Raw genomic sequence first — 25,904 nt, 5'->3', positions numbered from 1 at the left:
TCAAAATGAAAATTGCATTGTTCAATGAAAATCGCGTTGGTGTTGTCGATGGCAGCAGTGTGATCGATATTACTGAATTAACATCTTGGAGTAACGAGGAACCGCAAGCTTCCCTAGTCAAACTGATGGGAGAATTCGATGTTTTGAAACCCAAAATTAAAGCTGGCATAGCTTCTTGTCCTGTATATCAATTATCGGACGTGTCATTACGTGCCCCTGTCCCAAATCCGAGCAAAATTGTAGCAGCTCCTATCAATTATATCCTGCACAAACAAGAGATGAACACCGCTTCAACGGTGGACGGTCTCGGATTTTTCCTTAAATCGCCTTCTTCGATTATTGGACCTGATGAAACGGTGCTGCTGCCGTTCAGAGACCGAAGAGTGGATCATGAAGCGGAAATTGCTTTCGTTGTCGGTAAGGAGGCCAAGGATGTAAAGGCGGAGGATGCGTCTAAGTACATCTTCGGATACCTTGCTTTAATGGACATTACGGTCCGCGGTAAGGAAGATCGGCCATGGCGAAAATCCTTTGATACCTTTACTCCAATCGGTCCATGGATTGTGACGGGTGACGAAGTGGAAAATCCTAATCAACTGCAAATGAATCTGTGGGTTAATGATGAAATCAGACAATCTGCCAACACGAGTGATCTCATTTACGATTGCTATAAATTTTTTGAGGCAGCTTCCAGTGTCATGACGCTTCTTCCTGGGGATATTGTTACGACTGGAACACCGGAAGGAGTTGCTCCAATTACTAAAGGTGATATTGTTCGAATTCACATCGAAAGAATCGGTGAATTTTCTGTACAGGTCGACTTCAAGCCGGGAATATGACCAAATTATTTGTTTGTTTAAATTAATACTATTTGATTCGAATATGAGACTACTTAAATGATTTTATTGTTACTGTACGTTATTACGAAAGTGGGGAAGTAATATGTCTGAACATAAATCAAAACAACAATGGACACCAGAATTGTTGGATTTCCACCAAGAGCTTAAGGATAAGAATATGGGTCCTTTATGGGCTTCCGTATTCAGCTCACATCAGCCAAAGCCGCGAGCTGTTCCATATTTGTGGAAAAAAAGGCAAATTCTTGAATCCTTAGATAAAGCCAAGGAGCTACTCGAGGTAGGGACGGGATCCATTGATCGGCGAGCCATTTATTTAATCAATCCAGGTATGAAGCATTTGGAGCCACACGGATGGGGCGGGGCAACGCAAACGCTGTATGCTGCCGTTCAAGCGCTTAATCCAGGGGAAATCGCTCCATCACACAGGCATATGACTTCAGCACTGCGGTTTATTATGGAAGGCCAGGGTGCATCCGGCATTGTGAACGGTGTGAAATATCATTTCGAACCGGGGGACTACGTTATTACGCCGGAGTGGTGCTGGCACGATCATGTAAATGAAGGAGACGAAACGGTACTCTGGATGGACTGTTTAGATATCCCATTCACTTCTGCACTGACAAGTTCATTCTTCGAACTGTATCCACAGGAGCAGCAGCCGGTTGAGTTTCCTGATGATTACGGCACAAAGCGTTATGCGGGTGGGATGGTACGGCCGATTTCGGATCGCAAGCCATCACCTGCACCGCTCGGCCGATACACATGGGATTTGACAAAACAAGCACTAGAAGGACAAAGTGATTTAGCTCCAGATCCATTCGACGGATTCGCCGTGGAATATATCAATCCATCCACCGGCAAGGACGCAAATGGAAGAGTTGGCGCCAGAATGCAGAAGCTGCCGATTCAATATAGGGGTAAAGCGCATCGCCATATGCACAGCTCGGTATATCATGTGCACAAGGGAAGCGGGTATACGGTGATGAACGGTGTTCGTTTTGACTGGGAAGCAGGCGACTTCTTCGCACTGCCGGCCTGGACCTGGCATGAACATGTGAATACATCTGAAACAGAAGAGGCATTTTTATTTTCTACGAACGATCTGCCAATTTTGGAGCCTTTTGGCTTTGAACGAGAAGAAGTTTATCCAGAAAATGTCGGTTACCAGGCGATTCTATCAGTTTTTGAGCCTGAACTCTCAGATGTAATAGCGATAGATTAGTAGAAATAATCTAATTTCATATATGGGGTGATTATGGTGGGAGAAGTTAAAGAGGTTATCGTTGTAGGCGGTGGAATAGGGGGTTTAGCTGCTGCTTACGGAATTGCTAAATTAGGAAAAAAAGTAACACTGCTCGAGCAGGCACCACAGTTTGGTGAGGTGGGCGCCGGATTGCAGGTAGGTCCGAACGGCTTACGGGCGCTTGATGCTTTGGGAGTACTGGATGAAGTCTATAAACTGGCGGTGTTTCCTCGCCGTCATGTGTTCATGGACGCGTTAAGCGGTAAGGAGCTGTCGGCCGTTCAATTTGGAGATTCATTCCGTGATCGTTTCGGATATCCGTACATTGTTATCCATCGTTCTGATTTGCATAGTGTTTTGCTGAAGGCTTGTCAATCGTTAGATAATGTTTCATTCTTAACCAATCATAAATTGGAATCCATTGAAGAATCCGATGATTATGTAGAATTATGTTGTGAAAACGGAGCGGTACTGCAAGCGGAAACAGTCATCGGTGCGGATGGTATCCGTTCAATGGCACGTAAACTAGTAAGTCAAGCAGATCCAGTTATCTCTCAGTATGTGGCCTATCGCTTTACTGTTCCGATGTCTGAAATGACGATTGATATCGATTGGGACGAAAAATTAACGTGGATTGGACCTGGCATTCACTTGGTACAGTATCCGGTACGTCATAAGAGTGTTATTAACCAAGTAGCGGTATTCAAAAGCTACAAATTTAATGAGAACTCCGATGATTGGGGGACTGTGGAGGAACTCCATCAAATGTTTGGCGATAGCTGTTCGACCATTAAAGAATCACTGAAGTTTGCAGAACGCGGTTTGGTCACAAAGCTGTTTGATATCGAACCACTGGATAAATGGTCAACCAATCGCGTGACGCTCCTGGGAGATAGCGCTCATGCGATGCTGCAATATCTTGCACAAGGGGCATGTCAAGCACTTGAAGATGCAGTTTGTTTAACTGAAAAAATCCGTGCGAACGGTTCAAATATAGCGAAAGCATTGGACGAATACCAACAAGATCGCATGCCAAGAACGGCACAGGTGCAGCGTGGAGCACGGACTTGGGGAGAAATTAAGCATGCAGAAGATTCGGTTACAAGACTTCTGCGTAATACAATCATGCTGAACCGTTCAGCAGACGATTACAATTATTTAGATTGGCTTTACAAAGAGAAAGTGCTTACTACTGTTTAATAATAAATAGGCAGGTTCTAATTCAAGTAATTCAAAGGCTATATTCCTTTATATATTTATGGATATAGCCTTTACGTATACCTTTTTTGAAGAGAAATCAATTGATTTAATATTAATTCAAGGGCGTGATCATACATGAAATTAAATAAATCGAAAGGTCCCTTAGAGGGTATCCGTATTCTCGATTTATCAACTGTTATTGCAGCTCCCTATGGTGCTACACTTCTTGGTGATTTTGGGGCAGAAGTTATTAAAATTGAAATGCCCGATGTCGGTGACCCACTGCGTAATCTAGGACCCTATTATAAAGGAGAAGGATTAAGATGGCCTGGTATGGCTCGTAATAAGAAATCCATTACGTTGGATTTGCACCAGGAAGAGGGCAAGGAAATACTAAGAAAACTGGTTAGCAAATCTGATATGGTCATTGAAAACTTCAGAACCGGAACATTGGAAAAATGGGGGATTGGCTATGAGGATCTGAGAAAAATCAATCCTGATTTAGTCATGATCAGGGTAACAGGTTATGGACAGACCGGCCCTTATTCACACAAAGCAGGTTTCGGTACACCCGCCACAGCCTTCAGCGGTTTTACGTATTTGCATGGATACCCTGATCGCCCGCCAATCAGTCCTTCTTTTTCCTTAACGGATTATATTACAGGGATTTATGTCGCTTTTGCTGCGGTTACAGCCTTGTATCACAGGGATTGTCAGGAGCAAGGCTCAGGTCAATACGTAGATGTCAGCTTATATGAATCAATGTTTAGAATGATGGAATTTTTGGTTACGGACTATGATCAGACTGGCACCATCAAAGAGAGATCACCGGGATTGAGCGGTCATTCAGCACCTGCAGGGAATTTTCTGACCAAGGATGGACAGTGGGTGATTTTGGTTACGAGCTCCGACAAGACCTTTGAGCGTTTGGCAAAAGCTATGAATCGTGAAGATATGCTGACGGATGAACGCTATCATACCAACTCGGTCCGTTTGACGCGATTTGATGAAGTCAATGGGATTGTTTCCGATTGGGTGAAAACGAAAACAAAGGACGAACTGCAGCATCTCCTAGACGAATGCGGCGTACCGATGAGTCAAATCTACAGTATTAAGGATATTTTTGAAAATCCTCAGTATCAGGCGAGAGAAAATATTGTGGAAGTCGACCATCCGCGTCTGGGGAAAGTTAAGATCCCAGGTGTTGTTCCAAAATTTTCTGAAACACCGGGTTCCATCAGGCAAATTGCTCCGGATTTAGGCGAGCATAATGATGAAATTCTAAAAAAACTCTTGGAACTGGACGAAGGAACCATTGCAAGTTTAAAAGAGAAAAAAGTGATATAAAGGAGTGTTCAAACTTGGGGAGTAATAGAGAGATTATAATTACTGAGGTTTGTCCAAGGGACGGGTTTCAAAGCGTCAGTGAATGGATTCCAACGGAAGAAAAAGTCAGAATTATTAATCAACTGATTGATTGCGGCCACAAACAGATTGAGGTTACTTCTTTTGTTCATCCCAAAGCGATTCCGCAATTGAAAGATGCGGATGAAGTGTTGAAAAGAATCAAACGCTCGGAACATGTGAAGCTGAGGGCACTGGTTCCAAATACCCGCGGCTTGGAAAGAGCCATTGTAGCTGGCGTAGACAAGGTGAAGCTGATGCTGTCTGCCTCCGATTCCCATAGCATAAGTAATGCAAACTGCAAGACGCTAGAGGCTTTTCAGAAGTTTGAACCGCTAATTGATCTAGCAGAAAAAAACAGCATGAAGGTATCGGGGTCGATCTCTGTTGCGTTTGGATGCCCCTATGAAGGTGAAATTCCAGTTGAACGTCTTGTGATGATATGTGAAAGGTACCGTTCCTTAGGAATTAAGGAAGTTTCACTTGCCGATACAACGGGTATGGCAAATCCATTGCGAATTAAAAACAATGTTCGTGAATTAATGAGGAGATTTCCGGACTTCATTTTTTCACTTCATCTTCATAATACAAGAGGCATGGCGTTTGCCAATGCCGTGGCTGGATGGGAGGAAGGCATTGTTCATTTTGACAGCTCTACTGGCGGATTGGGAGGCTGTCCTTATGCACCCGGAGCGAGCGGCAATATAGCTTCTGAGGATTTGATTCACGGATTTGAGGAAATGGGAGTTCATACCGGTGTATCATTAGATAGCGTACTGGAGGCGGCAATGGATATTCAGCAGAGTCTTCCGCAATATGTAGACAGCTTTGTTTTGAAAGCTGGCAAATGTTCGGACTTATCTGCAAGTCCAAAGGCTCAGCAAAAAGTAAAGTTATAGTTAGGGAGAAATGGAGGATTACGAGTGTTTCAGCAAATGTTAAGTACTGCCAATGGATCGATTACCATTAACAGCCTGCAGTCGTTGGGACAAAGTGGTATTGTGAATGTGGGTAAATTGCCATATACAACGATGATACTGCTTGAATCGCTCATGCGAAATCAAAGCAGACTCGGACTTACGGAACTGGATTTGATCCGAGTGGCTTCAAGAGGCTCTAATGAATCGGTTGAAATTCCGCTTATGCCCACACGAGTTATTATGCAAGATGCATCGGGTGTTCCGGCTTTAGTCGACTTGGTGTCGCTTCGTCAACGATTGATGGAGGAAGGAATCGATCCAAGTCACGTAAATCCCGTTATTCCCGTTGATTTGGTTATCGATCATTCGGTTCAAGTTGATTACTATGGATCGACATCTGCTTTTTCAAACAATCTTCAAATAGAATATGAACGAAATCAGGAAAGATACAGGTTTTTAAAATGGGCGCAGCAATCCTTCGCAGGCTTTCGCGTCATCCCACCGGCTAATGGCATCATTCATCAAGTTAATTTGGAATGCTTAACCAAAGTCGTACAATTAACGAATCAAAATGATGAGAGCATCGCTCATCCCGAAATGGTAATCGGTACGGATTCCCATACCACAATGGTAAATGCATTAGGAGTGTTGGGTTGGGGTGTTGGAGGAATCGAAGCAGAAGCAGCCATGCTAGGTATCCCTGTAAGTATATCAGTACCCGACGTGGTAGGGGTCAAAATTACTGGCCAGCTGAAGGAGGGAGTTACGGCGACGGATGTTGCCTTAACGTTAACGGAGCTCCTAAGAAAGCACAATGTTGTGGGTAAATTCGTCGAATTTTTTGGTCCCAGCTTGAAAAGGCTTTCCCTCCCTGATCGGGCGACCATCTCCAATATGGCGCCAGAATATGGGGCAACTTGCGGATTCTTTCCGGTTGATGAAGAGACATTAAAATTTTTACGTATAACGGGCAAACGGGATGAGGAAGTTGATCTTGTGGAGCGATATTGTAAAAAACAAGGATTATTCCATATACCCGATTCCAGTGGAAATGGAAAAGCTTACTCAGACTTAATAAAGTTTGATTTACAGACTGTGGAAGCAAGTGTTTCGGGTCCAAGTCGACCACAAGACAGATTTACGATTTCTGCGGTGAGACAATCGTTTCCCAAGTCCCTTTCACTTAGCTCTAACGGGATGAATAGGAGTACGCAATTGAAGGATGGCTCCATCGTGATTGCTGCTATAACTAGCTGTACGAATACATCAAACCCCTTCAATATGATAGGGGCAGGGCTTTTGGCAAAGAAGGCAGTGGAGTACGGCCTAACCGTACCTAAAACCATTCAAACTTCTTTGGCACCAGGATCAAAGGCGGTAACGGCATATTTGCAAAAAGCAGGATTACTTCCCTATTTGGAAAAGCTGGGATTTTATCATACCGGTTACGGATGTGCAGTATGCGTTGGCAACAGCGGCAAACTGGCTGAAGAAGTAGAAAATGAGATTCAGGAGCAGGGTTTGACGGTTGCTGCCGTATTAAGCGGAAATCGTAATTTTGAAGGACGCATTCACTCCTTAGTAAAAGCAAACTATTTGGTCTCTCCTCCTTTAGTTATCGCCTTTGCTATCGCAGGCACCATGGATATTGATTTGGAGAGAGAACCATTGGGCAGATCTGACTTGGGTAAAGAGATATATTTGAAGGATATTTGGCCCAGTTCCGAGGAAATTGCCAGCCTAGTGGATTGTACAATTTCATCCGATTTATATCGTGAAGCCTATGAAAATGTATTTGAAGGGGACGAGAAATGGCAGGGTCTAGCATATGATGATCATCCGATTTTTAGGTGGGATGATCGGTCCACGTACTTTAAGGCATCCCCTTTCTTCAAAGCGGAGATCAAAGAATACAAGCCAGGAGATATTCACCAAGCGAGAGTCTTGTTAATGCTCGGTGATTCGGTTACTACAGACCATATTTCTCCGGTCGGCAACATTCCTTATGAGAGTACAGCTGGACAATACCTTATTGAGCAAGACGTCGAACCCGCCAACTTCAATTCTTACGGCTCGCGCCGAGGAAATCATGAGGTACTTGTCAGGGGAACTTTTGCCCATCCAAGGCTTAAGAATAAATTAGTAGAAAAAACAGGAGGTACAACTCTCTATGTACCGAGCGGGGAAGAAATGGATGTCTATTCCGCATCCATGGTCTACCAACAGGAAAATACGCCGCTGATTATTTTAGCCGGCAAAGACTATGGAATGGGGAGTGCAAGGGATTGGGCCGCAAAGGGTACCTCCCTCCTTGGCCTCAAAGCAGTTATCGCGGAAAGTTTTGAAAGAATTCACCGAAGTAACTTGGTTATGATGGGGATTGTGCCGCTTCAATTTTTGCCTGGAGAAAGCTATGAATCGATGAATTTGGATGGTCTAGAGACGTATTCCATTATAGGGTTGAACGAGCCGCTCAGTCCGTTACAAAAGGTGGAAGTGGAAGCCATTAAACCCGATGGCTCAAGGACCCTGTTCCAGACAGTATTGCGCTTGGATACCCGCATGGAGATTGAGCTTTATTCGAAAAAGGGTGTTTTTCAGAGTATCCTAGACAAATGGGTAGAGAGATAGAAAGATTAGCATGGTGTAAAATCAAAAATTAAGGAATTCTTTAGAGACTTGGCTGGCAGACACATGCTTCAATTGGCAGCCAACAATAAATAGGCATAATGAAAAAGCTCCCCAATTAAAATGGAGAGCTTACTTCGTTTTCTTTACTAATTTGTCTTGATAATTGTTTATTAGCTTTTATGAGATCACTAACATAAAGCATTAGTTCAAACATTAGAAGAAGTATTACTATCCATACGCCTTCGTTTAAGATTGTGTCAATCACCATGGATCCAATCAATAAATGGGTATGGATAAGGGATGTAAAAGTATAAAACATGGCAAAAGTAAACACTCTACTCCATTGCGTAACATCATAAATAAAGATTGCTTTTTTAAAGCCGTAGTGTTTAAACCGTTTAAAAAGCCTGTATATTTCAATAGATTCAACCATAAGGAAAATAAGAAGGGCTGCTCGCCATATCCATCTTATCGTTTCAATACTAATAATGCCGGTGACTAAACAGGCAATCCCTGAAATAGATAAAGCCCCATGTAAAATGCAGTTCGTATTGTTCCAATCCTTTTCAATAGACCAAGGGTTTTTTATGTATCTATATAAAATAAAGAAAACACAAACAAGATAAAAACTAAATCCTATGATTAGTAAAGGTAGATTAATGAAATCAGGGAATTCTTTGAAAACAGTGTTAAGTAACAGGACGATTGATTGTGTACTTACAGTAGTAAGAAGAAGTATTCCATGGACATTCGAATATGATTTTGTCCGAGTGATTTCTATAAAAGTTTTTACACTGATCCCAATATAAATCATCCACAGGAAGATATTAATAAAAGCAAGAATAACCGAAATAAATCCCAATTCGATAAATTGTTTATAAAATAAAATGCCACTAATAGATGTGCCAGCAACCCATGTACCGATCCCAAAACGATTGATCCGATTGGCATAATGGATGTCTTTAAATTTCCCATCCAGACTGGCAATGATCAAAGAAAGAATAAAGGCAAACCAAAGGGATAGGTTAATAATGCTTAGAATTTTTCCAAATATGTGTTGGAAGAACTGGATTCCGAAATAGTTTAATAGAACACCTTGCGTAACAATCCCAATTGCCATAACCATAGCCATGGTTGAAGTTCTAATATAAAGTTTTTTAAATCTGAAAAATAAAATTATGCAAACCAGAAGGAAAATCAATATCAAAAAATAATCCACATTTATCACCATTAGAATATTAGATATTTAATTATACCATTAATCCATCTGGCGGTCTTTTATTATTATTCAACAAATAAGGACTAGTTACTGGAAGAAGGCTTAGATAACGAGCCTTCTTCAGTTCTCCAATTAGTTATTAATGATATCATTACCATTAATTATTTAATCACATTCTTGGATTCGATTTTTTGGAACAGACTTCTTTTTACTTAGGAAGTGGAGGATGAAATAATACCCACAACAAAATTATATTTAAAATAGATAAAAGCCATGCTACCCATGGTTTCCAATTATGAATGGCTAATAATGAAAAGGTAACTATGTTGAAAATTAAAGACCAGGCAAGTGTCCATCCGTGATGATAAATTATACTTTTATATAGATAGGCTATTACTTCAATACCTTGGAAAATCAACGCCCACAAAACGATCCAACCAATTTTTTTAAAACGTGATACAGGAAATCTACCTAAGAAAACAACAATGACACATGGATAAATTAAAAATGCGATTGAAGTAGCAATGACGGTATGTGTAGGAAGAATAAAGTGGTCAATCCACATAGGATGAAATTCCCATACCCTAAAATCATGTAGTAACGAAGCGTAAAGCAGGTCACCTATAATCCAAAATAATAAAGTTGGGTAAAATTCATTTAGGCGTTTCCAAACACCAAAGAATAAACTAATTATGATAAAAAAAACAGCAAACATTGTATGCATAGAATCACCTAAATAAATGTATTTGTTAGATAGTATTTCCTTCTTACTTATAATAATTATTAAGCTACCAAGAAAATAAACTTCTGTAATTCAGGAAAAAATTACAAAACTACAGAGGACGCAGCTCATTCTCACGTTGATCAAATTGGATGGTGACAGGTTTACACCATCCAATTTGTTTAGGAAATACTTTATATATTTTCAAAGTACCTTTTATTCTATATTCATTTAAAGCCCTTCAATTCAGAAGGGCTTTAGCTTTTTCTTTAAAACAATATCATATTTATCAGCACTTTGTTTTAAGATTTGGATGATTCAAAAAGTGGATGAGTAATGTAGAACCATATTGGATGGATCATCCTAAAATTTTTCTATTATGATAGAAAAGAAGGTGGTGAAGATAAGGTTATTTTTGGGATTATGCCTAATTATACAAAAGTTTTAATAATTTTTAGATATAATCTTTCCTGGTAAACTGCTAGCATTCTTTATTCATTCAGCTTATAAAGCTCAATAGTAATAGATTGGAAGGGGAAATATAATGGCTAATGACAACTTAGATCAATTGAGAACGGAAGTTAACGAATTAAATTTGGAATTGTTGAAGCTCATAAATGAAAGGGCTTGTTTGGTTCAGGAAATCGGCCAGATTAAAGAGAATCAGGGGGTATCCCATTACGATCCAGTCCGTGAAAGAAAAATGCTAGACTTCATTAAAGAAAATAATAATGGACCGTTTGACAACTCAACAATCGATCATATATTTAAGGAAATTTTTAAAGCAGGTTTAGATTTACAAAAAGATGAACATAAAAAAGTATTGCTTGTTTCACGTATGAAAAAGCCTGAAGATACAATCGTTACACTAAAAGGTGAACATATTGGGGATGGTAAACCTTGCTTCGTCTTTGGACCATGTTCGGTTGAGTCGTATGAGCAAGTATCAACAGTTGCAAGAGCGATGAAAGAAAAAGGTCTAAAACTCCTACGAGGCGGAGCATATAAACCTAGAACTTCTCCATATGATTTCCAAGGATTAGGGGTAGAAGGATTAAAAATATTAAAACGTGTTGCTGATGAATTTGATATGGCTGTAATAAGCGAAATTGTAAGCCCCGCAGATATTGAAATGGCAGTGGATTATATTGATATCATTCAAATAGGTGCACGTAATATGCAAAACTTTGAGCTCTTAAAAGCTGCAGGTGAAGTTAATAAGCCTATTTTATTAAAAAGGGGATTAGCTGCCACGATTGAAGAATTTATCAATGCTGCAGAGTATATTATGGCTCAAGGCAATGGCAAAATCATTCTTTGTGAGCGCGGTATCAGAACTTTTGAAAAAGCTACAAGAAATACGCTTGATATTTCAGCGGTTCCGATTTTAAAACAAGAGACCCATTTGCCGGTTATGGTAGACGTTACACACTCGACAGGAAGAAGAGATTTGCTTCTTCCAGCTGCTAAGGCTGCTATTGCAATTGGAGCAGATGGCGTTATGGCTGAAGTGCATCCAGATCCCGTCGTTGCCCTTTCTGATTCACAACAACAAATGGATCTTGACCAATTCGATAAGTTCTATAAAGAATTACTTTCTACTAACTTTGTAATGGTATAAGTTTGAGACAGATTTATTGTAGGCAGGACGAATAAGACATGCGTGTCTTAAGGGAAGTGTAGTCCCTTTACAGAGGATTGATAAAAAAATATTAAATAATCAACTATAGATTGTGACTTGAAAATCACGTCTCTTTGTCGTTGGCAGATTTTTATAACAAACTAAAGTGGATGGTCAAAATACTTTGAAATTGGATGGCTGATTTCTGTTAAAGTGTGATTTATATCACAAAGTCCCTATGTTAGGTACCCTATAATAAACACTGTAAGGATAGTGTTTATTAACCATTTTAAAGGAGTGTTTATTTTGTTAAACCAAAAAAGTATAGACATTGTAAAATCAACTGTTCCGGTATTGGAACAACATGGGGAAAAAATTACAATTCGTTTTTATCAATTAATGTTTGAAGATCACCCTGAACTCCTAAATATCTTTAATCATGCAAACCAAAAACAAAGCAAGCAACAAAGGGCTTTAGCAAGCGCAGTATATGCTGCAGCCAAATATATCGATGATCTTTCTGTTATTGGTCCAGTGGTTAAACAAATTAACGAGAAGCACCGTAGTCTTGGAATAAAGCCAGAACATTACCCGATAGTAGGAAAATACCTGTTACTTGCAATCAAGGATGTACTAGGGGATTCGGGGACAGATGAAATTATTGATGCATGGGCCGAGGCCTATGGTGTTATTGCTGGTATGTTTATTAGTATTGAGGCTGAATTGTACGATCAAGCGGCTAATCAGAACGGAGGCTGGGATGGATTTCGTCATTTCATAGTCGATCGTAAAGTAGTGGAAAGCGATGTTATCACTTCTTTTTATTTAAAACCAAAAGATCAAAAGGAAATTGCAGACTTCCTGCCCGGACAATACATTAGCATTAAGTTGGAAATGGAAAGCGAAACGTTTACGCATATCCGTCAATACAGCCTTTCGGATGCGCCGGGAAAAGATCACTATCGAATTAGTGTCAAACGTGAAGCGGGTACACAAATGCCTGACGGCAAGGTCTCAAATTACCTTCATGACCATGTAAATGAGGGTGACATTCTTAAGGTAAGTGCACCTGCTGGGGATTTTGTCTTGAATTTAAATGTAGAATCACCTGTTGTCCTCTTAAGCGGCGGTGTCGGCCTAACTCCGATGGTAAGTATGCTAAAAACGATTGTTGAGACCCAGAAGGAACGTGAAGTAACATTCATTCATGCTGCCCAAAACAGCAGCGTGCACGCTTTAAAAGAAGAAGTGGAAAAAATCGCCTTAAATGACAATGTGAAATCTTTTGTATTTTATAATTCACCAACAGAGGAGGACCACCAAAACAACTGTTTTGACTTTGAAGGGTATGTGACTCAAGATTGGTTAAAAAACAATGTTGTGATTAATGATTCAGACTTTTATTTCTGTGGTCCAAGCCCGTTCATGAAGGCGATTTACCGTTCACTAAAAGACTTGGGTGTAGAAGAAGAGAGGATCCACTTTGAATTCTTCGGACCAAAAGGTAGTTTAGAAGAATAAAAATTCGTTTTAAGAGGACAAAAAATTTTGTAGTGAGAACTTCTCTATTAAACAAATGGGGCGCGATTCCATATAAAGAATTGCGTCCTTTTTTTAATTTAAAAAGGGCTTCTATTTCTTTTATTGTTCCAACTGTTGCAATTTTGTTATAAAAAGAAAATATTTTTCTATGTGGATTGGAAAAATATGATTGAAATGGATGGTCCATAAAAATTTGTTTTTTCTTATAATCGCATTTAAAGTAAATTTTTTATAAAATTCTAGGAGGTATATTTATGGAGTTAACTGTTACAAATAACGCCAATAAAGCACTTAAGCAGGTAGGTAATGATAAATTGGTTCAATTATCCTTTGATAAAGGTAGCTGTGATATAGTCAATACTATTTATGAAATCAATGTCATACCAAGAAGAACTGTTTCACCTATTGAAAAAACAATTACGGTAAATAATATTGATTTTTTATTTGATGAAAGCTTTGAGGAAGCATATGACCATCAGTTGGTAATTGACTATGTAGGAGGATTTTTTGTATTTAAAAACAATAATCAAATTTTCAATAATAGAGTTGGAATAAAATTTGTTTAAGTTCTTAATTCAGAGATAAATTGGTTGGGATTATTAGCCGTGGGGATGTAATTAGGCGTTCCTTTAAAGCACTAATATAATATGTACTTCGAGCACACACGAATTCTATCCTATTGGGATTGGATTCATGTGTGCTCTTTTTCGTAAATGGATGGTTAAAAAAGTGTGTAAATGGATGATTAAAAAAATGTTAAATCTTTTATTATTAGAGTGTAGATTTGAATCTACCAAACGCAAGCGGGTAAATAATGATATTTATCGGTAAATTTGTGAATTGACTCACAATGATCTATTCACAAATAGAAGTAAAAATAAGGTTGGTTAAGTTTTGAAGGAGAGATCAAATGAACGAACTTGCCAGGAAGCTAAATGATGACTTAATTAAACATAATTCTAATGTATATGACTTATTATCCAATTTAGGCAAGAAGCTATATTATCCAAAAGGTATCTTAAGCCAAAGTGCTGAAGCAAGCAAAAAAGCTACTCGTTTTAATGCAACAATAGGAATTGCTACTGAAAAAAATATGCCAATGCATTTTGAACATATACAGGAAACATTACAAGGTTATTCCCCTGAGGATATTTATCCGTACGCCCCGCCTTCCGGAAAATTAGAATTGCGTTTGGAATGGAAGAAGAAATTACTACGGGAAAATCCGTCTCTGGAGGATAAAAGTATTGGGCTTCCTATTACAACCAATGCCTTAACCCATGGGTTAAGTCTTGCAGCAGATCTATTTGTTGATGAGAACGACGCTATTATCCTTCCAGATAAATTTTGGGGTAACTATCAACATATTTTTCATATCCGAAGAGGCGCCCATCTTAAGACTTTTATGCTGTTTGATGAGTTTGGAAAATTTAATGTATCGGCATTCAGGGAACGTTTACTGGAACAAAAAGATACAGGTAAGGCAATCGTGCTTCTAAACTTCCCGAATAACCCTACAGGATACACCCCAGGAGAAGAGGAAGTTAAAGGAATTATTTCAGTGGTTAAGGGAGCGGCAGAAGCGGGTATTAATGTTGTTGTCATTCTTGATGATGCCTATTTCGGACTTTTTTACGGAGATTCGGTAAAAGAATCTTTATTTGGAAGTTTAGCCGGACTCCATCCCAAAATATTGCCTATCAAGGTGGACGGGGCAACAAAAGAAACTTATGTATGGGGACTAAGAGTTGGATTTATTACCTTTGCTTCGGAAAGTCCAGAAATATTAGAAATACTGGAACAGAAAACAAGAGGTCTAATCCGTGGGACGATTTCTAGTAGTTCGCACCTATCTCAGACAATTGTTTTAAATTCATTGCAATCTATTGAATTTGAAATTGAAAAACATCAAAAATTTGAAGTAATGAAGCGCAGAGCAATAAAGGTAAAAGAGATTGTCCGCCAGGAAAGTTATAAGAAAGTTTGGGATTTCTATCCATTTAACTCAGGATATTTTATGTGTTTAAAGCTATTAAATGTTGATGCTGAAAAGCTGAGACTTCATTTGTTAGATGAATATGGAGTAGGCACTATAGCCATTAACGCAACGGACTTAAGAATCGCTTTTTCTTGTGTGGAAGAAGAGGATATAGAAGAACTCTTTAAATTGATTTATTCAGGAATAAATGAAGTAATGACAAAGGAGGTAGAAAATAATGTCTAATGCTACAGAAACACTTGAAGGCTGGTACTGCCTAGCAGATTTTCGCAAAATAGATTGGAAGTCCTGGAAATCTCTAAGTGACCATCAACGTCAAGAAGTCCTTGAAGAGATGATGGAATTATGTAACCAATGGACAAATAGCCAAGAAAAGTCAGAAGGCAGTCATGCCCTCTTTCAAATAGTAGGTCATAAAGCAGATATCATGATTATGTTTCTGCGTCCAACCCTTGAGGAATTAACTCAAATGGAATTATCTTTTAATAAAACAAGATTCGCTGATTTTACTGTCCAGTCTACATCGTATGTATCGGTAGTGGAACTCAGTAATTACCTGCCTAAAGGTGAGGATCCTTATCATAAACCGGAAATTAGGGAACGATTGTTTCCGAAAATACCTTTAACCGACTACATTTGTTTTTATCCTATGAATAAGCTTCGCAAAGGTAATGATAATTGGTATATGTTATCAACCGAAGAGCGCAAACAGATGATGAGGAGCCATAGCTTAATTGGCCGAAATTATGCTGGGAAAGTAAAACAAATCATATTAGGATCTGTTGGACTTGATGATTATGAGTGGGGTGTAGCTTTATTTGGAAATGATCCTATTCAATTTAAAAAACTAATTTATGAAATGCGGTTTGATGAAGTTAGTGCCCGATTTAGCGAGTTTGGTTCTTTCTTTGTAGGAAAGTATGTTTCAAAAGAACACTTTCATCATCTGTTACAACTATGATCTACTACTGATTCCAAGATGAGAAAGGGTGTGAAAGAATTGGTAAACCAATTTGAAACTCCATTATTTACAGCTTTAAAAATACATGCAGAAAACAACCCGATTCAATTCCACATTCCCGGCCATAAAAAAGGGAATGGTATGAACCCTGAGTTTAGAGAATTTATTGGTGAAAATGCTCTTTCCATCGATTTAATCAACATTGGACCTCTTGATGATTTACATCTTCCAAAAGGAATTATCAAGCAGTCACAAGAGTTAGCTGCCAAAGCATTTGGTGCGGATCATACCTTCTTCTCTGTACAGGGAACCAGCGGGGCCATTATGGCGATGATTATGTCCGTTTGCGGACCGGGAGATAAAATTCTCGTGCCTCGAAATGTTCACAAATCGATCATGAGTGCGATTGTTTTTTCAGGGGCAGTTCCTATTTTTATTCATCCGGAAGTAGATCCCTACTTTGGAATCTCTCATGGAATTACACCAGATTCTATTGAAAGTGCATTAGTTTTGCACCCAGATACAAAAGCTGTTCTAGTTATCAATCCAACCTATTATGGCATTTCTGGGGATTTAAGAAAAATTGTCAACATTGCACATTCCAGAAATATTCCTGTTCTTGTAGACGAAGCACATGGAGCACATATTCATTTTCATAAGGAGCTGCCGTTATCCGCGATGGAGGCAGGTGCTGATATGGCGGCGACAAGTGTGCACAAATTAGGCGGTTCCCTTACTCAAAGCTCCATTTTAAATTTACGGGGAAATCTTGTTTCACCCAAACGGGTACAAGCGGTTCTGAGTATGCTAACGACTACCTCGACATCTTATTTATTACTGGCATCATTAGATGTTGCTAGAAAATCATTAGCTACTGAAGGACAAGCACTGTTGGAAGATACGATTCATAAAGCTGAAGAAACACGTTCGAAAATTAATGAAATTCCTCATCTTTATTGTATGGGTCATGAAATCCTGGAATCAAGTGCTGCAGTTGCGATGGATTCTACGAAACTATTAATATCTGTAAAAGAGTTAGGGATTACAGGGTTTGATGTTGAAAAGTGGCTGCGAAATAGATTTAATATTGAAGTCGAATTGTCCGATCTGTACAACATCCTTTGTATTGTAACACCTGGAGATACACAGAAAGATTTACACACACTTATTAAAGCATTAACTGAATTATCTCAGGATTTCAAAGTGCAAGCGGACATGAATGTAGACAGTTCGGTCTTGTTACCTGAGATTCCTCCGTTGGCTTTAACATCACGTGATGCTTTTTACGCTGAAACGGAAGTGATTCCATTTGAACAGTCTGCTGGAAGAATCATTGCAGAATTTGTAATGGTTTATCCGCCTGGAATCCCAATTTTTATTCCAGGTGAGATTATTACGGAAGATAATTTAGTATACACAAGAAAAAATATCGAAGCCGGTCTTCCTGTTCAAGGTGCAGAGGATGAACAACTAAGAACACTTCGTGTTATCAAGGAACACTTAGCATTTAAATAAAAAAATAAAAAGGCGGCGAAATAAATGAACTTTGCAAAATTAATAGATCATACATTACTTTCACCTATTACTAAAGAAAAAGAAATCGTTAATTTATGTCAAGAAGCAAAGCAATATGGTTTTGCTTCTGTATGCGTAAATCCTGCATGGGTAAGATTATCAGCAGACCTTTTGCGCGATTCGGATATAAATGTGTGTACGGTCATAGGGTTTCCTTTAGGGGCGAATACGCCCGAAACAAAAGCATTTGAAACCAAAAATGCAATTGAGAATGGCGCGACGGAAGTTGATACAGTAATCAATATTGGGGCATTGAAAGATAAAAATGATGAACTGGTAGAGCAAGATATTCGAGTGGTTATAGATGCTTCAAAAGGAAGAGCATTAGTTAAGGTAATTATAGAGGCTTGCTTACTAACAGAAGAAGAAAAAGTTCGCGCATGCCAAATTTCTGTAAAAGCCGGGGCAGACTATGTCAAAACTTCAACAGGATTTTCTTTAAACGGAGCAACTGTAGAAGATGTTGAAATAATGAGGAGAGCAGTCGGGCCTAATGTTGGGGTTAAAGCATCGGGGGGCGTTCGTGACATTGCTGATATAAAATCAATGATCGAGGCAGGTGCATCAAGAATAGGTACTAGTTCTGCCGTGAAGATTCTTGGATTATAGTTTGATTTGTGAAATAAATTACATTCTATAAAACATAAAACTTGGAAATCTCTTAGATTAAAGAAAGGGGTATTATATGAAATTAAAAAGTGTTTTATTGCTGTTTGTTTTCTCTATTATCACAGTGCTTACAGGATGTGAGCCGCTTATGGTCCTTGATCCAAAAGGGCCTCAAGCCCAAAGGCAAGCCAATGATATTGTGTTATCCATCAGCATCATGTCATTTATTGTGATTATTGTTTTCACAATTTTGATATATATGTTAATTAAGTATCGTGCCTCAAAGCAAAGCCCAGACTATGAACCGCCTCACATTGAAGGAAAGAACTGGGTAGAGGCAATCTGTGTAGGAATTCCTGTCATCATTGTTTCTTACTTATCATTCGTATCTGTTCAAAGCAATTACATTGTAGAAGCAAAACCAATAGCATATCAGGATAAGGAATCTTTAGTTATTTATGCTTCATCCTCTGATTGGAAATGGCATTTTAGTTACCCGGAAGAAAATATTGAAACGGTTAACTATTTGTACATTCCAACAGACCGTCCGATTGAATTTAAGATATATTCATATAGTGCAATTACAAGTTTCTGGATTCCGCAGCTTGGTGGGCAAAAATATGCAATGGCTGATATGGTTACAACATTGCACTTAGCTGCTGATGAATCAGGTGAAATGATGGGACGTAACGCCAGCTTTAGCGGTAAGGGAACTGCAGAAAATACGTTCAATGTAACGGCAATGCCTCAAAAGGATTTTGATAAATGGGTAAAAGATGTGAAGAAAACGGCAAAGCCTTTAACAGAGAATAAATTTGATGAGCTATTAAAACCTAGTCATTTTGGACAAATGACATTTACAGGCACTCATTTAGGCTTTAATCCTCCTCCTGAACATAATCACAGTGGGTCTGATGGACCTGAAAAAGCTAATAAAGAAAGCATGCAAAAAGAAACGCCCGAACACGATCATCACGAGTAAATAGTAATCATTTATGTAATAATCTCATGATAAAACATAAATAATCTCGAAAGGAGTTAATAAAGGATGGAATTCTTAGAACGTTTTGCCGTACCGCATACAGGTATCGCAATTTATGCTTCAATGGTTGCGATTGGACTTACCTTGATTGCCATTATTGCGGGCTTAACCTATTTTAAAAAATGGGGATATTTATGGCGTGAATGGTTAACAACAGTGGACCATAAACGGATTGGTATTATGTATTTATTCTCAGCCTTGATAATGTTATTCCGGGGGGGAGTGGATGCCATAATGATGCGTGCCCAGCTTGCGGTACCAGATAATAAGCTGCTGGATGCACAGCATTATAATGAAGTCTTCTCAACACACGGGGTTATCATGCTAATGTTTATGGCAATGCCATTTATCTTTGCTTTTATGAACTATCTTGTTCCATTACAAATTGGAGCGCGTGATGTTGCTTTTCCTAGATTAAACGCATTAAGCTTTTGGTTATTCTTTTTCGGAGCGATGCTTTTTAATATCTCCTTTGTTGTCGGAGGTTCACCAGATGCAGGATGGACTTCTTATTTTCCACTTGCAGGGAATAAGTTAAGTCCATCGGTCGGAACGAACTATTATATGTTATCTATTCAAATATCCGGCCTAGGTTCACTTATGACAGGCATTAACATGATAACAACTATTATTAAGATGAGAGCACCTGGCATGAGGTTAATGAAAATGCCGATGTTCACATGGTCTGTTTTAGTTACGAATCTGATCATTGTAACAGTTTTCCCTGTATTAACAGTCGCACTTGCTATGGGAACCATGGATCGACTTTTTGGCACCCATTTCTTTGCATCTACGAATGGCGGGATGGATATGCTCTGGGCCAACTTGTTTTGGGTTTGGGGACATCCTGAAGTATATATCCTTGTATTGCCTGCCTTTGGGATATATAGCGAAATTATTTCAACCTTTTCCAGCCGTAACCTTTATGGTTATAAATCGATGGTTGGTTCAATGGTTATCATTTCAGCTTTATCATGTATGGTTTGGGCCCACCATTTCTTTACAATGGGTCAAGGGGCTTTGGCAAACAGTTTCTTTTCGATCACAACAATGGCCATCTCGGTTCCTACAGGAGTTAAGATTTTTAACTGGTTATTTACATTATGGAAAGGAAAGATTCGATTTACTGTCCCAATGCTGTATACGATTGGGTTTATTCCACTCTTTGTAATCGGCGGGGTTACAGGGGTTATGCTTGCGATGTCTGCAGCTGACTACCAATACCATAACACCATGTTCTTAGTAGCTCATTTCCATAATGTGATTATCCCAGGCGTTGTATTTGCCATGCTTGCCGGGCTTACCTACTATTGGCCGAAAATGTTTGGCTTTATGTTAAATGAAAGAATTGGCAAATGGACCTTTTGGCTTCTATCAATCGGATTTTGCCTAGCCTTTTTCCCAATGTACATCACTGGTTTAGACGGACAGGCGCGCCGTATGTACACTTATTCTGAGACGACTGGTTATGGACCATTAAATATGGTTTCATTTGTAGGCGCAGGCATAATGGCAATCGCCTTTGCTTTAATCGTATACAACGTTTACTACAGCGTTCGTTATTCATCTAGAAATATCAGTGCTGATCCATGGGATGCACGGTCACTTGAATGGGCTACCATTACTCCGGTACCGGAATATAATTTTGCCGTTACACCTCATGTTGCTTCTATTGAGGCATTCTGGGATTCAAAGAAAAAAGGTCATGAACTGTTCCCGGGAAATTGGGAAAAAATTCATATGCCAAGTAATAGCGGGGTTCCATTTATACTGAGCGCCATTTTCTTTGTATGGGGATTTTCATTAGTATTTTCATTGTGGATTCCAGCCATTATTTCAACCCTTGCTATATTTGCTTGTATGTTCCATCGCTCATTTGAGAAAGATCATGGTCGCTATATTTCTGTTAACGAAATTAAAGAAACTGAAACAAAATTGCGAGGTGCTAACTAATGAAAATCGACCACTCGCTTCCATTAGAATATAGTACAAAACAAAACGGACTGAACATTTTTGGCTTTTGGGTTTTCTTAGCAGCTGAAATTATGCTATTTGCCACTCTTTTTACTTCGTATTTTACGTTAGAGCATAGAATTGGAAATGGTCCGGGTGGCGCTGAAATTTTCGAGATGACTCCTGTTTTAATTGAAACATTACTATTATTGACAAGCAGTTTTACAATCGGGCTCGGTATTCATGCAATGCGTCTTGGACGCACAAAAGCGATGCTGACATTTTTTGTGATTACACTTCTTCTTGGTCTAGGTTTTCTTGGCTTTGAAATAGATGAATTTATTACGTATATTCATGAAGGGGCTACACTGCAAACCAGTGCATTTACCGCCATTCTGATGACTACATTAGGAACACATGGCGCACACGTTTCTTTCGGTTTATTCTGGGGAGCAGCTATTCTTATCCAGATAAATAAAAGGGGCTTGACTCCGGAAGCAGCCAATAAATCATTTATCTTCTCTCTTTATTGGCATTTCTTAGATGTGGTTTGGATCTTTATCTTCAGCTTCATCTATTTGAAAGGAATGATGTAATATGAGCGAATTATTTCCGCGAAAACAAATAATGGGTTTTGTCTTTTCCCTCGTATTATCGGCAGTCGCTCTTACAGTTTACTTTTTGGATTTGTCTTTTGCAGCAGGTATAACTATCCTTGTTACTACTTCATTTGCTCAGGCATTCCTTCAGCTCGTTGTATTCATGCATGCTGGTGAAACAGAAGATAAATGGATAATATACGCTAAAGTATGTTTTATGATTGCCATGGCCTTGATTACGATTTTTGGCACATTGCTAATCTTTCTCTGGGATATGTAAGAAGATAGGGAGTGTCTTTGGACGCTCTCTTTTCATTTGTATTAATACGTTGCTAACAGTCATGATTATTTTTTTACTAGATACAATCCATTTCTTGATTTCATTCGTGGAATTTCAATTCCCTTTGAAGTGTTTTCTACCATCTCCACGGCTGTAATAAAGAACATCCCCATAAGGAAAAAAAGAACGGCTCCTACAATGGTTCCTATACCAATACCAATGACTGGATAAGAATCGCTTATTAAACCGTATAAAAAGATCATGATGCCGATCATTAATGTAATACCGCCGGCCCATCTTGTTGTATTTAATATTTTCAAATGTGAATTCATCATAATGTCCTCCTTTGTATGGGGATACATTATTGGAAAAACATAAAATGGCTTTTATATTTGGTAAACATAATAATCTTGTATTTTTTTGTAAGGAGCATTTCTGCCACTTCCCCTATATAACTATTATTCCCTTTGTTCACAAAATTGTCAAAACTTTGTTGCGGAATTAATAAGAATTAATTTTGAATTAAAATGTCTTCTCTTCTAAAGTGGATGGAAGTATTTTATTCCATTTGGATGGTCAAATTCAATCTTCTTTCTATTAATATAATCGTATAAGGCATACTCCCCCCGATGCTTTTAAAATTAATAGTTAACAACGAGTAGCAAGAGAACGTGGAGCGGAGGAAATAATATTCTCTTTCCTAAAAAAAGTCATTTTTTTCCTATAGAAAATGGCTTTTTTACTAATAGAGGAGGTAAAATTGTGAAGCTTATTGTTAAAATCTGTCTATCCTTTTTCTGCATTATACTCCTGACTAGCTGCCAAGGAGGAATAAAAGATCCACTAAATTGGAAATTGGACGATTTCCATGCCAAAACAGAAGTAGAAAAAGATATAAGTTTAACAGATTTAAAAGGGAAAGTGTGGGTCGCAGATTTTATCTTTACCAATTGCACAACCGTATGTCCGCCTATGACGGCAAATATGACGAAGCTACAAGGTATGTTAAAAGAGAAAAGCTTAGACGTGGAAATCGTTTCGTTTAGTGTCGACCCATCAGTAGACACTCCTAAAGAATTAAAAGGATATGTAATGAAATTTAATGGAGAATTGTCAAATTGGCACCTGTTAACAGGATATTCACAAGAATTTATTGAAGAATATGCATTAAAGAATTTTAAAACTATTGTGAAAAAACCAGGAACAGATAACCAAGTCATCCATGGCACTTCCTTTTATCTTATTGATCAAAAAGGGAGTGTCGTGAAAGATTATGATGGAATGACTGTGCCTTATGACGATATGATAAGAGATATACGTATTTTATTAAAATAAGATAATGATATTTGTAATCGATGGTGGGCCTTTAAGAGTAGGGGGCAAGTGCGAAAACAAATAAAGCAAATCATATAATCAACGAAAAATGGAGACGTGAAATTCACGTCTTTTTGTCGTTTTTGGATTTTTCATGGAAGTTGATATGGATGGTCAAAATACATGGATATTGGATGGTTCATATTCTATCTAAATTTCTTATTATAGGGGTGAGGTTAATGCCAATTAACCGCCTGGAATGATGCATTCATATTTAAAAGATTGTTAAATAAAAGGGGGAGTTCACATGTTCTTTGCATACCTATTTTCTTTTGGTTATATTATTGGAAGTGTTTGGGCGACATATGCCATCATTAAAGGTTGCATTGAAGCTGATGATGAATTTATAGAGGTTCATGCTACAAAATAATATCAGCTTTTGAGGTCCTATTTTGATAAAAAAGGTTTATAGATTTATAGAAGGTTGTTCACACCATTGTTACACCGTATAGATAACTAAAAAAGAAACGCTAAAACGAAGGTTTTAGCGTTTCTTTTTTAGTATTTTAAAGCCTCTTTAAACGCATTTCTGTATAAATTAATGGATTGGTTACTTTTCTTTTTAAGCGGTTCTTTTTCTATTATTCTCCCTTTTCCCCATTGGATCCTTTTCAATATATCTAGCAATTAAGGTGCCTATCAATAAGGACCAAATCGGGGAGCTTATATTTAATATAGTTATATTGGATAAGGAAATAATTAAGGCGAATGTTGCGCTTGTTTTCATTGATGGATTCGAGAAACTTTCATGGATATTTTTACCGAACACACCAAGAAGTGAAAATCCCACAATTATGGAGATAAATTCTTTCGGTAATGCTTGAATAAAAGGAACAAGTCTCCATGAAAATAACCCAAAAGTTAATAATAGAACACCAGCAACGACGGCTCCCATGTATCTTTTTTCCTTCGGACCTGCCTCTTCATCCGAACAAATGACAGTTGCCATACCGGCTATATTTGCAGATTGCCCCCCAAAGAAGCCTGAGATAACAGAAAATACTCCACTTAATGAAACAATTCGATTAATGGGAGTACGATATTGATTTTGTTCTAATGCACCTACTCCAACCGCCACATCGTTACTTAAAATTAATAATGCAAGTGGTATCGATACAGAAAGAATGCTGACTGTAGTAAAATTCGGCTTTTGAATTTGCGGAAGAAACTTTCCAAGAACTATATCACCTATATTTATGGGATAGGTTAGGGATAATACAATTGTCCCGATGACAATTGCCGCAATCACAGGGGGAATTTTTGTCCTCCATCTACTAAAAACAAAAAAAGTAATCAAAGAAATAGTTCCAACGAGCAAAAGTTGGGTTATTGAAATGATGAAATTTACCATGTATTTCATAATCATTCCTACCAGCATTGCGGAAATAACTTCCCTAGGTACCAATTTAACTAATCTTGAAAAAATACTAAGTGATCCAACCACTAATATAAATAGTCCTGAAACGATGTATGCACCTATTAATTCATTAAAAGAAAACTGACCTGTCATAGTGGCAAGAAATGCAGTTCCTGTTAAAGTATGACCTCCAACGATAGGTATTCGGTAGTATAAAGGAAGGAAAATTCCCAATATACCTCCGATTACATAAACCGCAAATATCCAGAGTATATTTTGTGCTGCACTAAAACTTCCATTTGTTGAAGCTTCTAGTATTAGAGCAGATGGACCTGTTATAACGAATATTCCCGCAACTGTCCCCGCAGCTATATTTTTGTTATTTAAATCTCTCAGAAGAAATATATTCCTTCTCCATTTGCCCTTTTCTTGGATAAGGCTCATACCTAAATGCTCCTTCCTAGTTAAAAAATCACTGTAAGTTCCATTCGCAATTTATTCCTTTTATGTAATAGTTGCAATAGGAAGCTATTCAATAATCATAAAAGATTTTGAAAGTTTTAAACCACCCAATTTTGATCTTTTATTCGCATCCACTTTTTATTACGAATCACATTTTATTTTTCTAATAAAAAACCATTTATTAAACAAGATATGCTGTTTGATATTTTTGTTATTAAGGAACAAATCTTGTCTTTTCGGAAAAGGATGATTGAATAAATAGGTAATTGGATGGTTATTTTATCTGATGTTTCTTTAATATAGATTGAAAGGTAATCTTAATGATTGCTTTC

General features: G+C 38.2%; 23 protein-coding genes. 19 read left to right on the top strand and 4 right to left on the bottom strand.

The window, feature by feature from the left end:
* Nucleotides 1-5 precede the first annotated feature (5 nt).
* The 6 genes from AC4QJR_RS16275 to acnA all read left to right on the top strand — a co-directional run bounded on the left by AC4QJR_RS16275 (nucleotide 6) and on the right by acnA (nucleotide 8,258).
* Nucleotides 6-839, top strand: a complete 834-nt coding sequence (locus tag AC4QJR_RS16275) for a fumarylacetoacetate hydrolase family protein (RefSeq protein WP_496523526.1) — start codon at nucleotides 6-8, stop codon at nucleotides 837-839.
* A 103-nt stretch (nucleotides 840-942) separates the two neighbouring features.
* Complete coding sequence (locus tag AC4QJR_RS16270; RefSeq protein ID WP_496523525.1) at nucleotides 943-2,082, top strand: cupin domain-containing protein; 1,140 nt, start codon at nucleotides 943-945, stop codon at nucleotides 2,080-2,082.
* Between the two features lie 33 nt (nucleotides 2,083-2,115).
* Nucleotides 2,116-3,303 (top strand): FAD-dependent monooxygenase, encoded by a 1,188-nt coding sequence (locus AC4QJR_RS16265; protein ID WP_496523524.1) that lies wholly within the window; start codon nucleotides 2,116-2,118, stop codon nucleotides 3,301-3,303.
* Between the two features lie 135 nt (nucleotides 3,304-3,438).
* Nucleotides 3,439-4,650, top strand: a complete 1,212-nt coding sequence (locus tag AC4QJR_RS16260; RefSeq protein ID WP_496523523.1) for a CaiB/BaiF CoA transferase family protein — start codon at nucleotides 3,439-3,441, stop codon at nucleotides 4,648-4,650.
* Between the two features lie 14 nt (nucleotides 4,651-4,664).
* Complete coding sequence (locus AC4QJR_RS16255) at nucleotides 4,665-5,606, top strand: hydroxymethylglutaryl-CoA lyase (protein WP_496523522.1); 942 nt, start codon at nucleotides 4,665-4,667, stop codon at nucleotides 5,604-5,606.
* A gap of 24 nt (nucleotides 5,607-5,630) precedes the next feature.
* Nucleotides 5,631-8,258 carry an aconitate hydratase AcnA gene (gene acnA, locus AC4QJR_RS16250; protein WP_496523521.1) on the top strand — a complete coding sequence of 876 codons (2,628 nt, stop codon included), beginning with the start codon at nucleotides 5,631-5,633 and terminating at the stop codon, nucleotides 8,256-8,258.
* Between the two features lie 115 nt (nucleotides 8,259-8,373).
* Here the strand turns inward: acnA and AC4QJR_RS16245 are convergent, their stop codons facing one another.
* Together AC4QJR_RS16245 and AC4QJR_RS16240 are read right to left on the bottom strand one after the other, a co-directional pair.
* A complete protein-coding gene (locus tag AC4QJR_RS16245) occupies nucleotides 8,374-9,390 on the bottom strand; it encodes a TDT family transporter (RefSeq protein WP_496523520.1) in 1,017 nt (338 codons plus the stop codon).
* A gap of 295 nt (nucleotides 9,391-9,685) precedes the next feature.
* Entirely contained in the window at nucleotides 9,686-10,201 is a 516-nt protein-coding gene (locus AC4QJR_RS16240; RefSeq protein WP_496523519.1) for a CBO0543 family protein, read from the bottom strand.
* A 541-nt stretch (nucleotides 10,202-10,742) separates the two neighbouring features.
* On the opposite strand from AC4QJR_RS16240, the gene AC4QJR_RS16235 reads away from it, so the two are divergent.
* The 11 genes from AC4QJR_RS16235 to qoxD all read left to right on the top strand — a co-directional run bounded on the left by AC4QJR_RS16235 (nucleotide 10,743) and on the right by qoxD (nucleotide 22,379).
* Nucleotides 10,743-11,819, top strand: a complete 1,077-nt coding sequence (locus AC4QJR_RS16235; protein WP_496523518.1) for a bifunctional 3-deoxy-7-phosphoheptulonate synthase/chorismate mutase — start codon at nucleotides 10,743-10,745, stop codon at nucleotides 11,817-11,819.
* A gap of 306 nt (nucleotides 11,820-12,125) precedes the next feature.
* Nucleotides 12,126-13,340, top strand: coding sequence for an NO-inducible flavohemoprotein (gene hmpA, locus AC4QJR_RS16230; RefSeq protein ID WP_496523517.1), 1,215 nt, complete (start codon nucleotides 12,126-12,128; stop codon nucleotides 13,338-13,340).
* A gap of 275 nt (nucleotides 13,341-13,615) precedes the next feature.
* The gene (locus AC4QJR_RS16225) at nucleotides 13,616-13,927 is read left to right on the top strand and encodes an iron-sulfur cluster biosynthesis family protein (RefSeq protein WP_496523516.1); all 312 of its coding nucleotides are present in this window, start codon (nucleotides 13,616-13,618) and stop codon (nucleotides 13,925-13,927) included.
* 344 nt (nucleotides 13,928-14,271) lie between these two features.
* A complete protein-coding gene (locus AC4QJR_RS16220; RefSeq protein ID WP_496523515.1) occupies nucleotides 14,272-15,585 on the top strand; it encodes an aminotransferase class I/II-fold pyridoxal phosphate-dependent enzyme in 1,314 nt (437 codons plus the stop codon).
* Nucleotides 15,578-16,321, top strand: a complete 744-nt coding sequence (hemQ, locus tag AC4QJR_RS16215) for a hydrogen peroxide-dependent heme synthase (protein WP_496523514.1) — start codon at nucleotides 15,578-15,580, stop codon at nucleotides 16,319-16,321. Before AC4QJR_RS16220 ends, hemQ begins: the two co-directional genes overlap by 8 nt.
* Nucleotides 16,322-16,360: 39 nt before the next feature.
* On the top strand, nucleotides 16,361-17,836 hold the full coding sequence (locus AC4QJR_RS16210; protein WP_496523513.1) for an aminotransferase class I/II-fold pyridoxal phosphate-dependent enzyme: 1,476 nt from the start codon (nucleotides 16,361-16,363) through the stop codon (nucleotides 17,834-17,836).
* A 24-nt stretch (nucleotides 17,837-17,860) separates the two neighbouring features.
* Entirely contained in the window at nucleotides 17,861-18,505 is a 645-nt protein-coding gene (gene deoC, locus AC4QJR_RS16205; RefSeq protein WP_496523512.1) for a deoxyribose-phosphate aldolase, read from the top strand.
* Between the two features lie 76 nt (nucleotides 18,506-18,581).
* On the top strand, nucleotides 18,582-19,487 hold the full coding sequence (gene qoxA / locus AC4QJR_RS16200) for a cytochrome aa3 quinol oxidase subunit II (RefSeq protein WP_496523511.1): 906 nt from the start codon (nucleotides 18,582-18,584) through the stop codon (nucleotides 19,485-19,487).
* A gap of 66 nt (nucleotides 19,488-19,553) precedes the next feature.
* Nucleotides 19,554-21,500: a cytochrome aa3 quinol oxidase subunit I gene (gene qoxB / locus AC4QJR_RS16195; protein ID WP_496523510.1), complete on the top strand. Its 1,947-nt coding sequence runs from the start codon at nucleotides 19,554-19,556 to the stop codon at nucleotides 21,498-21,500.
* Nucleotides 21,500-22,096 carry a cytochrome aa3 quinol oxidase subunit III gene (gene qoxC, locus AC4QJR_RS16190; protein ID WP_496523509.1) on the top strand — a complete coding sequence of 199 codons (597 nt, stop codon included), beginning with the start codon at nucleotides 21,500-21,502 and terminating at the stop codon, nucleotides 22,094-22,096. Before qoxB ends, qoxC begins: the two co-directional genes overlap by 1 nt.
* A 1-nt stretch (nucleotide 22,097) precedes the next feature.
* Nucleotides 22,098-22,379, top strand: coding sequence for a cytochrome aa3 quinol oxidase subunit IV (qoxD, locus tag AC4QJR_RS16185; protein WP_496523508.1), 282 nt, complete (start codon nucleotides 22,098-22,100; stop codon nucleotides 22,377-22,379).
* Nucleotides 22,380-22,444: 65 nt separating this feature from the next.
* Here the strand turns inward: qoxD and AC4QJR_RS16180 are convergent, their stop codons facing one another.
* Nucleotides 22,445-22,714 (bottom strand): hypothetical protein, encoded by a 270-nt coding sequence (locus tag AC4QJR_RS16180; protein WP_496523507.1) that lies wholly within the window; start codon nucleotides 22,712-22,714, stop codon nucleotides 22,445-22,447.
* 436 nt (nucleotides 22,715-23,150) lie between these two features.
* Between AC4QJR_RS16180 and AC4QJR_RS16175 the strand changes: the two genes are divergently transcribed.
* Together AC4QJR_RS16175 and AC4QJR_RS16170 are read left to right on the top strand one after the other, a co-directional pair.
* A complete protein-coding gene (locus tag AC4QJR_RS16175; protein WP_496526696.1) occupies nucleotides 23,151-23,714 on the top strand; it encodes an SCO family protein in 564 nt (187 codons plus the stop codon).
* Nucleotides 23,715-24,000: 286 nt separating this feature from the next.
* Nucleotides 24,001-24,123 (top strand): hypothetical protein, encoded by a 123-nt coding sequence (locus AC4QJR_RS16170; RefSeq protein WP_496523506.1) that lies wholly within the window; start codon nucleotides 24,001-24,003, stop codon nucleotides 24,121-24,123.
* A gap of 192 nt (nucleotides 24,124-24,315) precedes the next feature.
* Here AC4QJR_RS16170 and AC4QJR_RS16165 read toward each other — a convergent pair whose 3' ends face one another.
* A complete protein-coding gene (locus AC4QJR_RS16165; protein ID WP_496523505.1) occupies nucleotides 24,316-25,554 on the bottom strand; it encodes a benzoate/H(+) symporter BenE family transporter in 1,239 nt (412 codons plus the stop codon).
* Nucleotides 25,555-25,904 lie beyond the last annotated feature (350 nt).

The organism is Neobacillus sp. BP17 (genome assembly GCF_059579525.1).
Note: the sequence above shows the minus strand (reverse complement) of the source record. Positions and strands in the feature narration are given on the sequence as shown.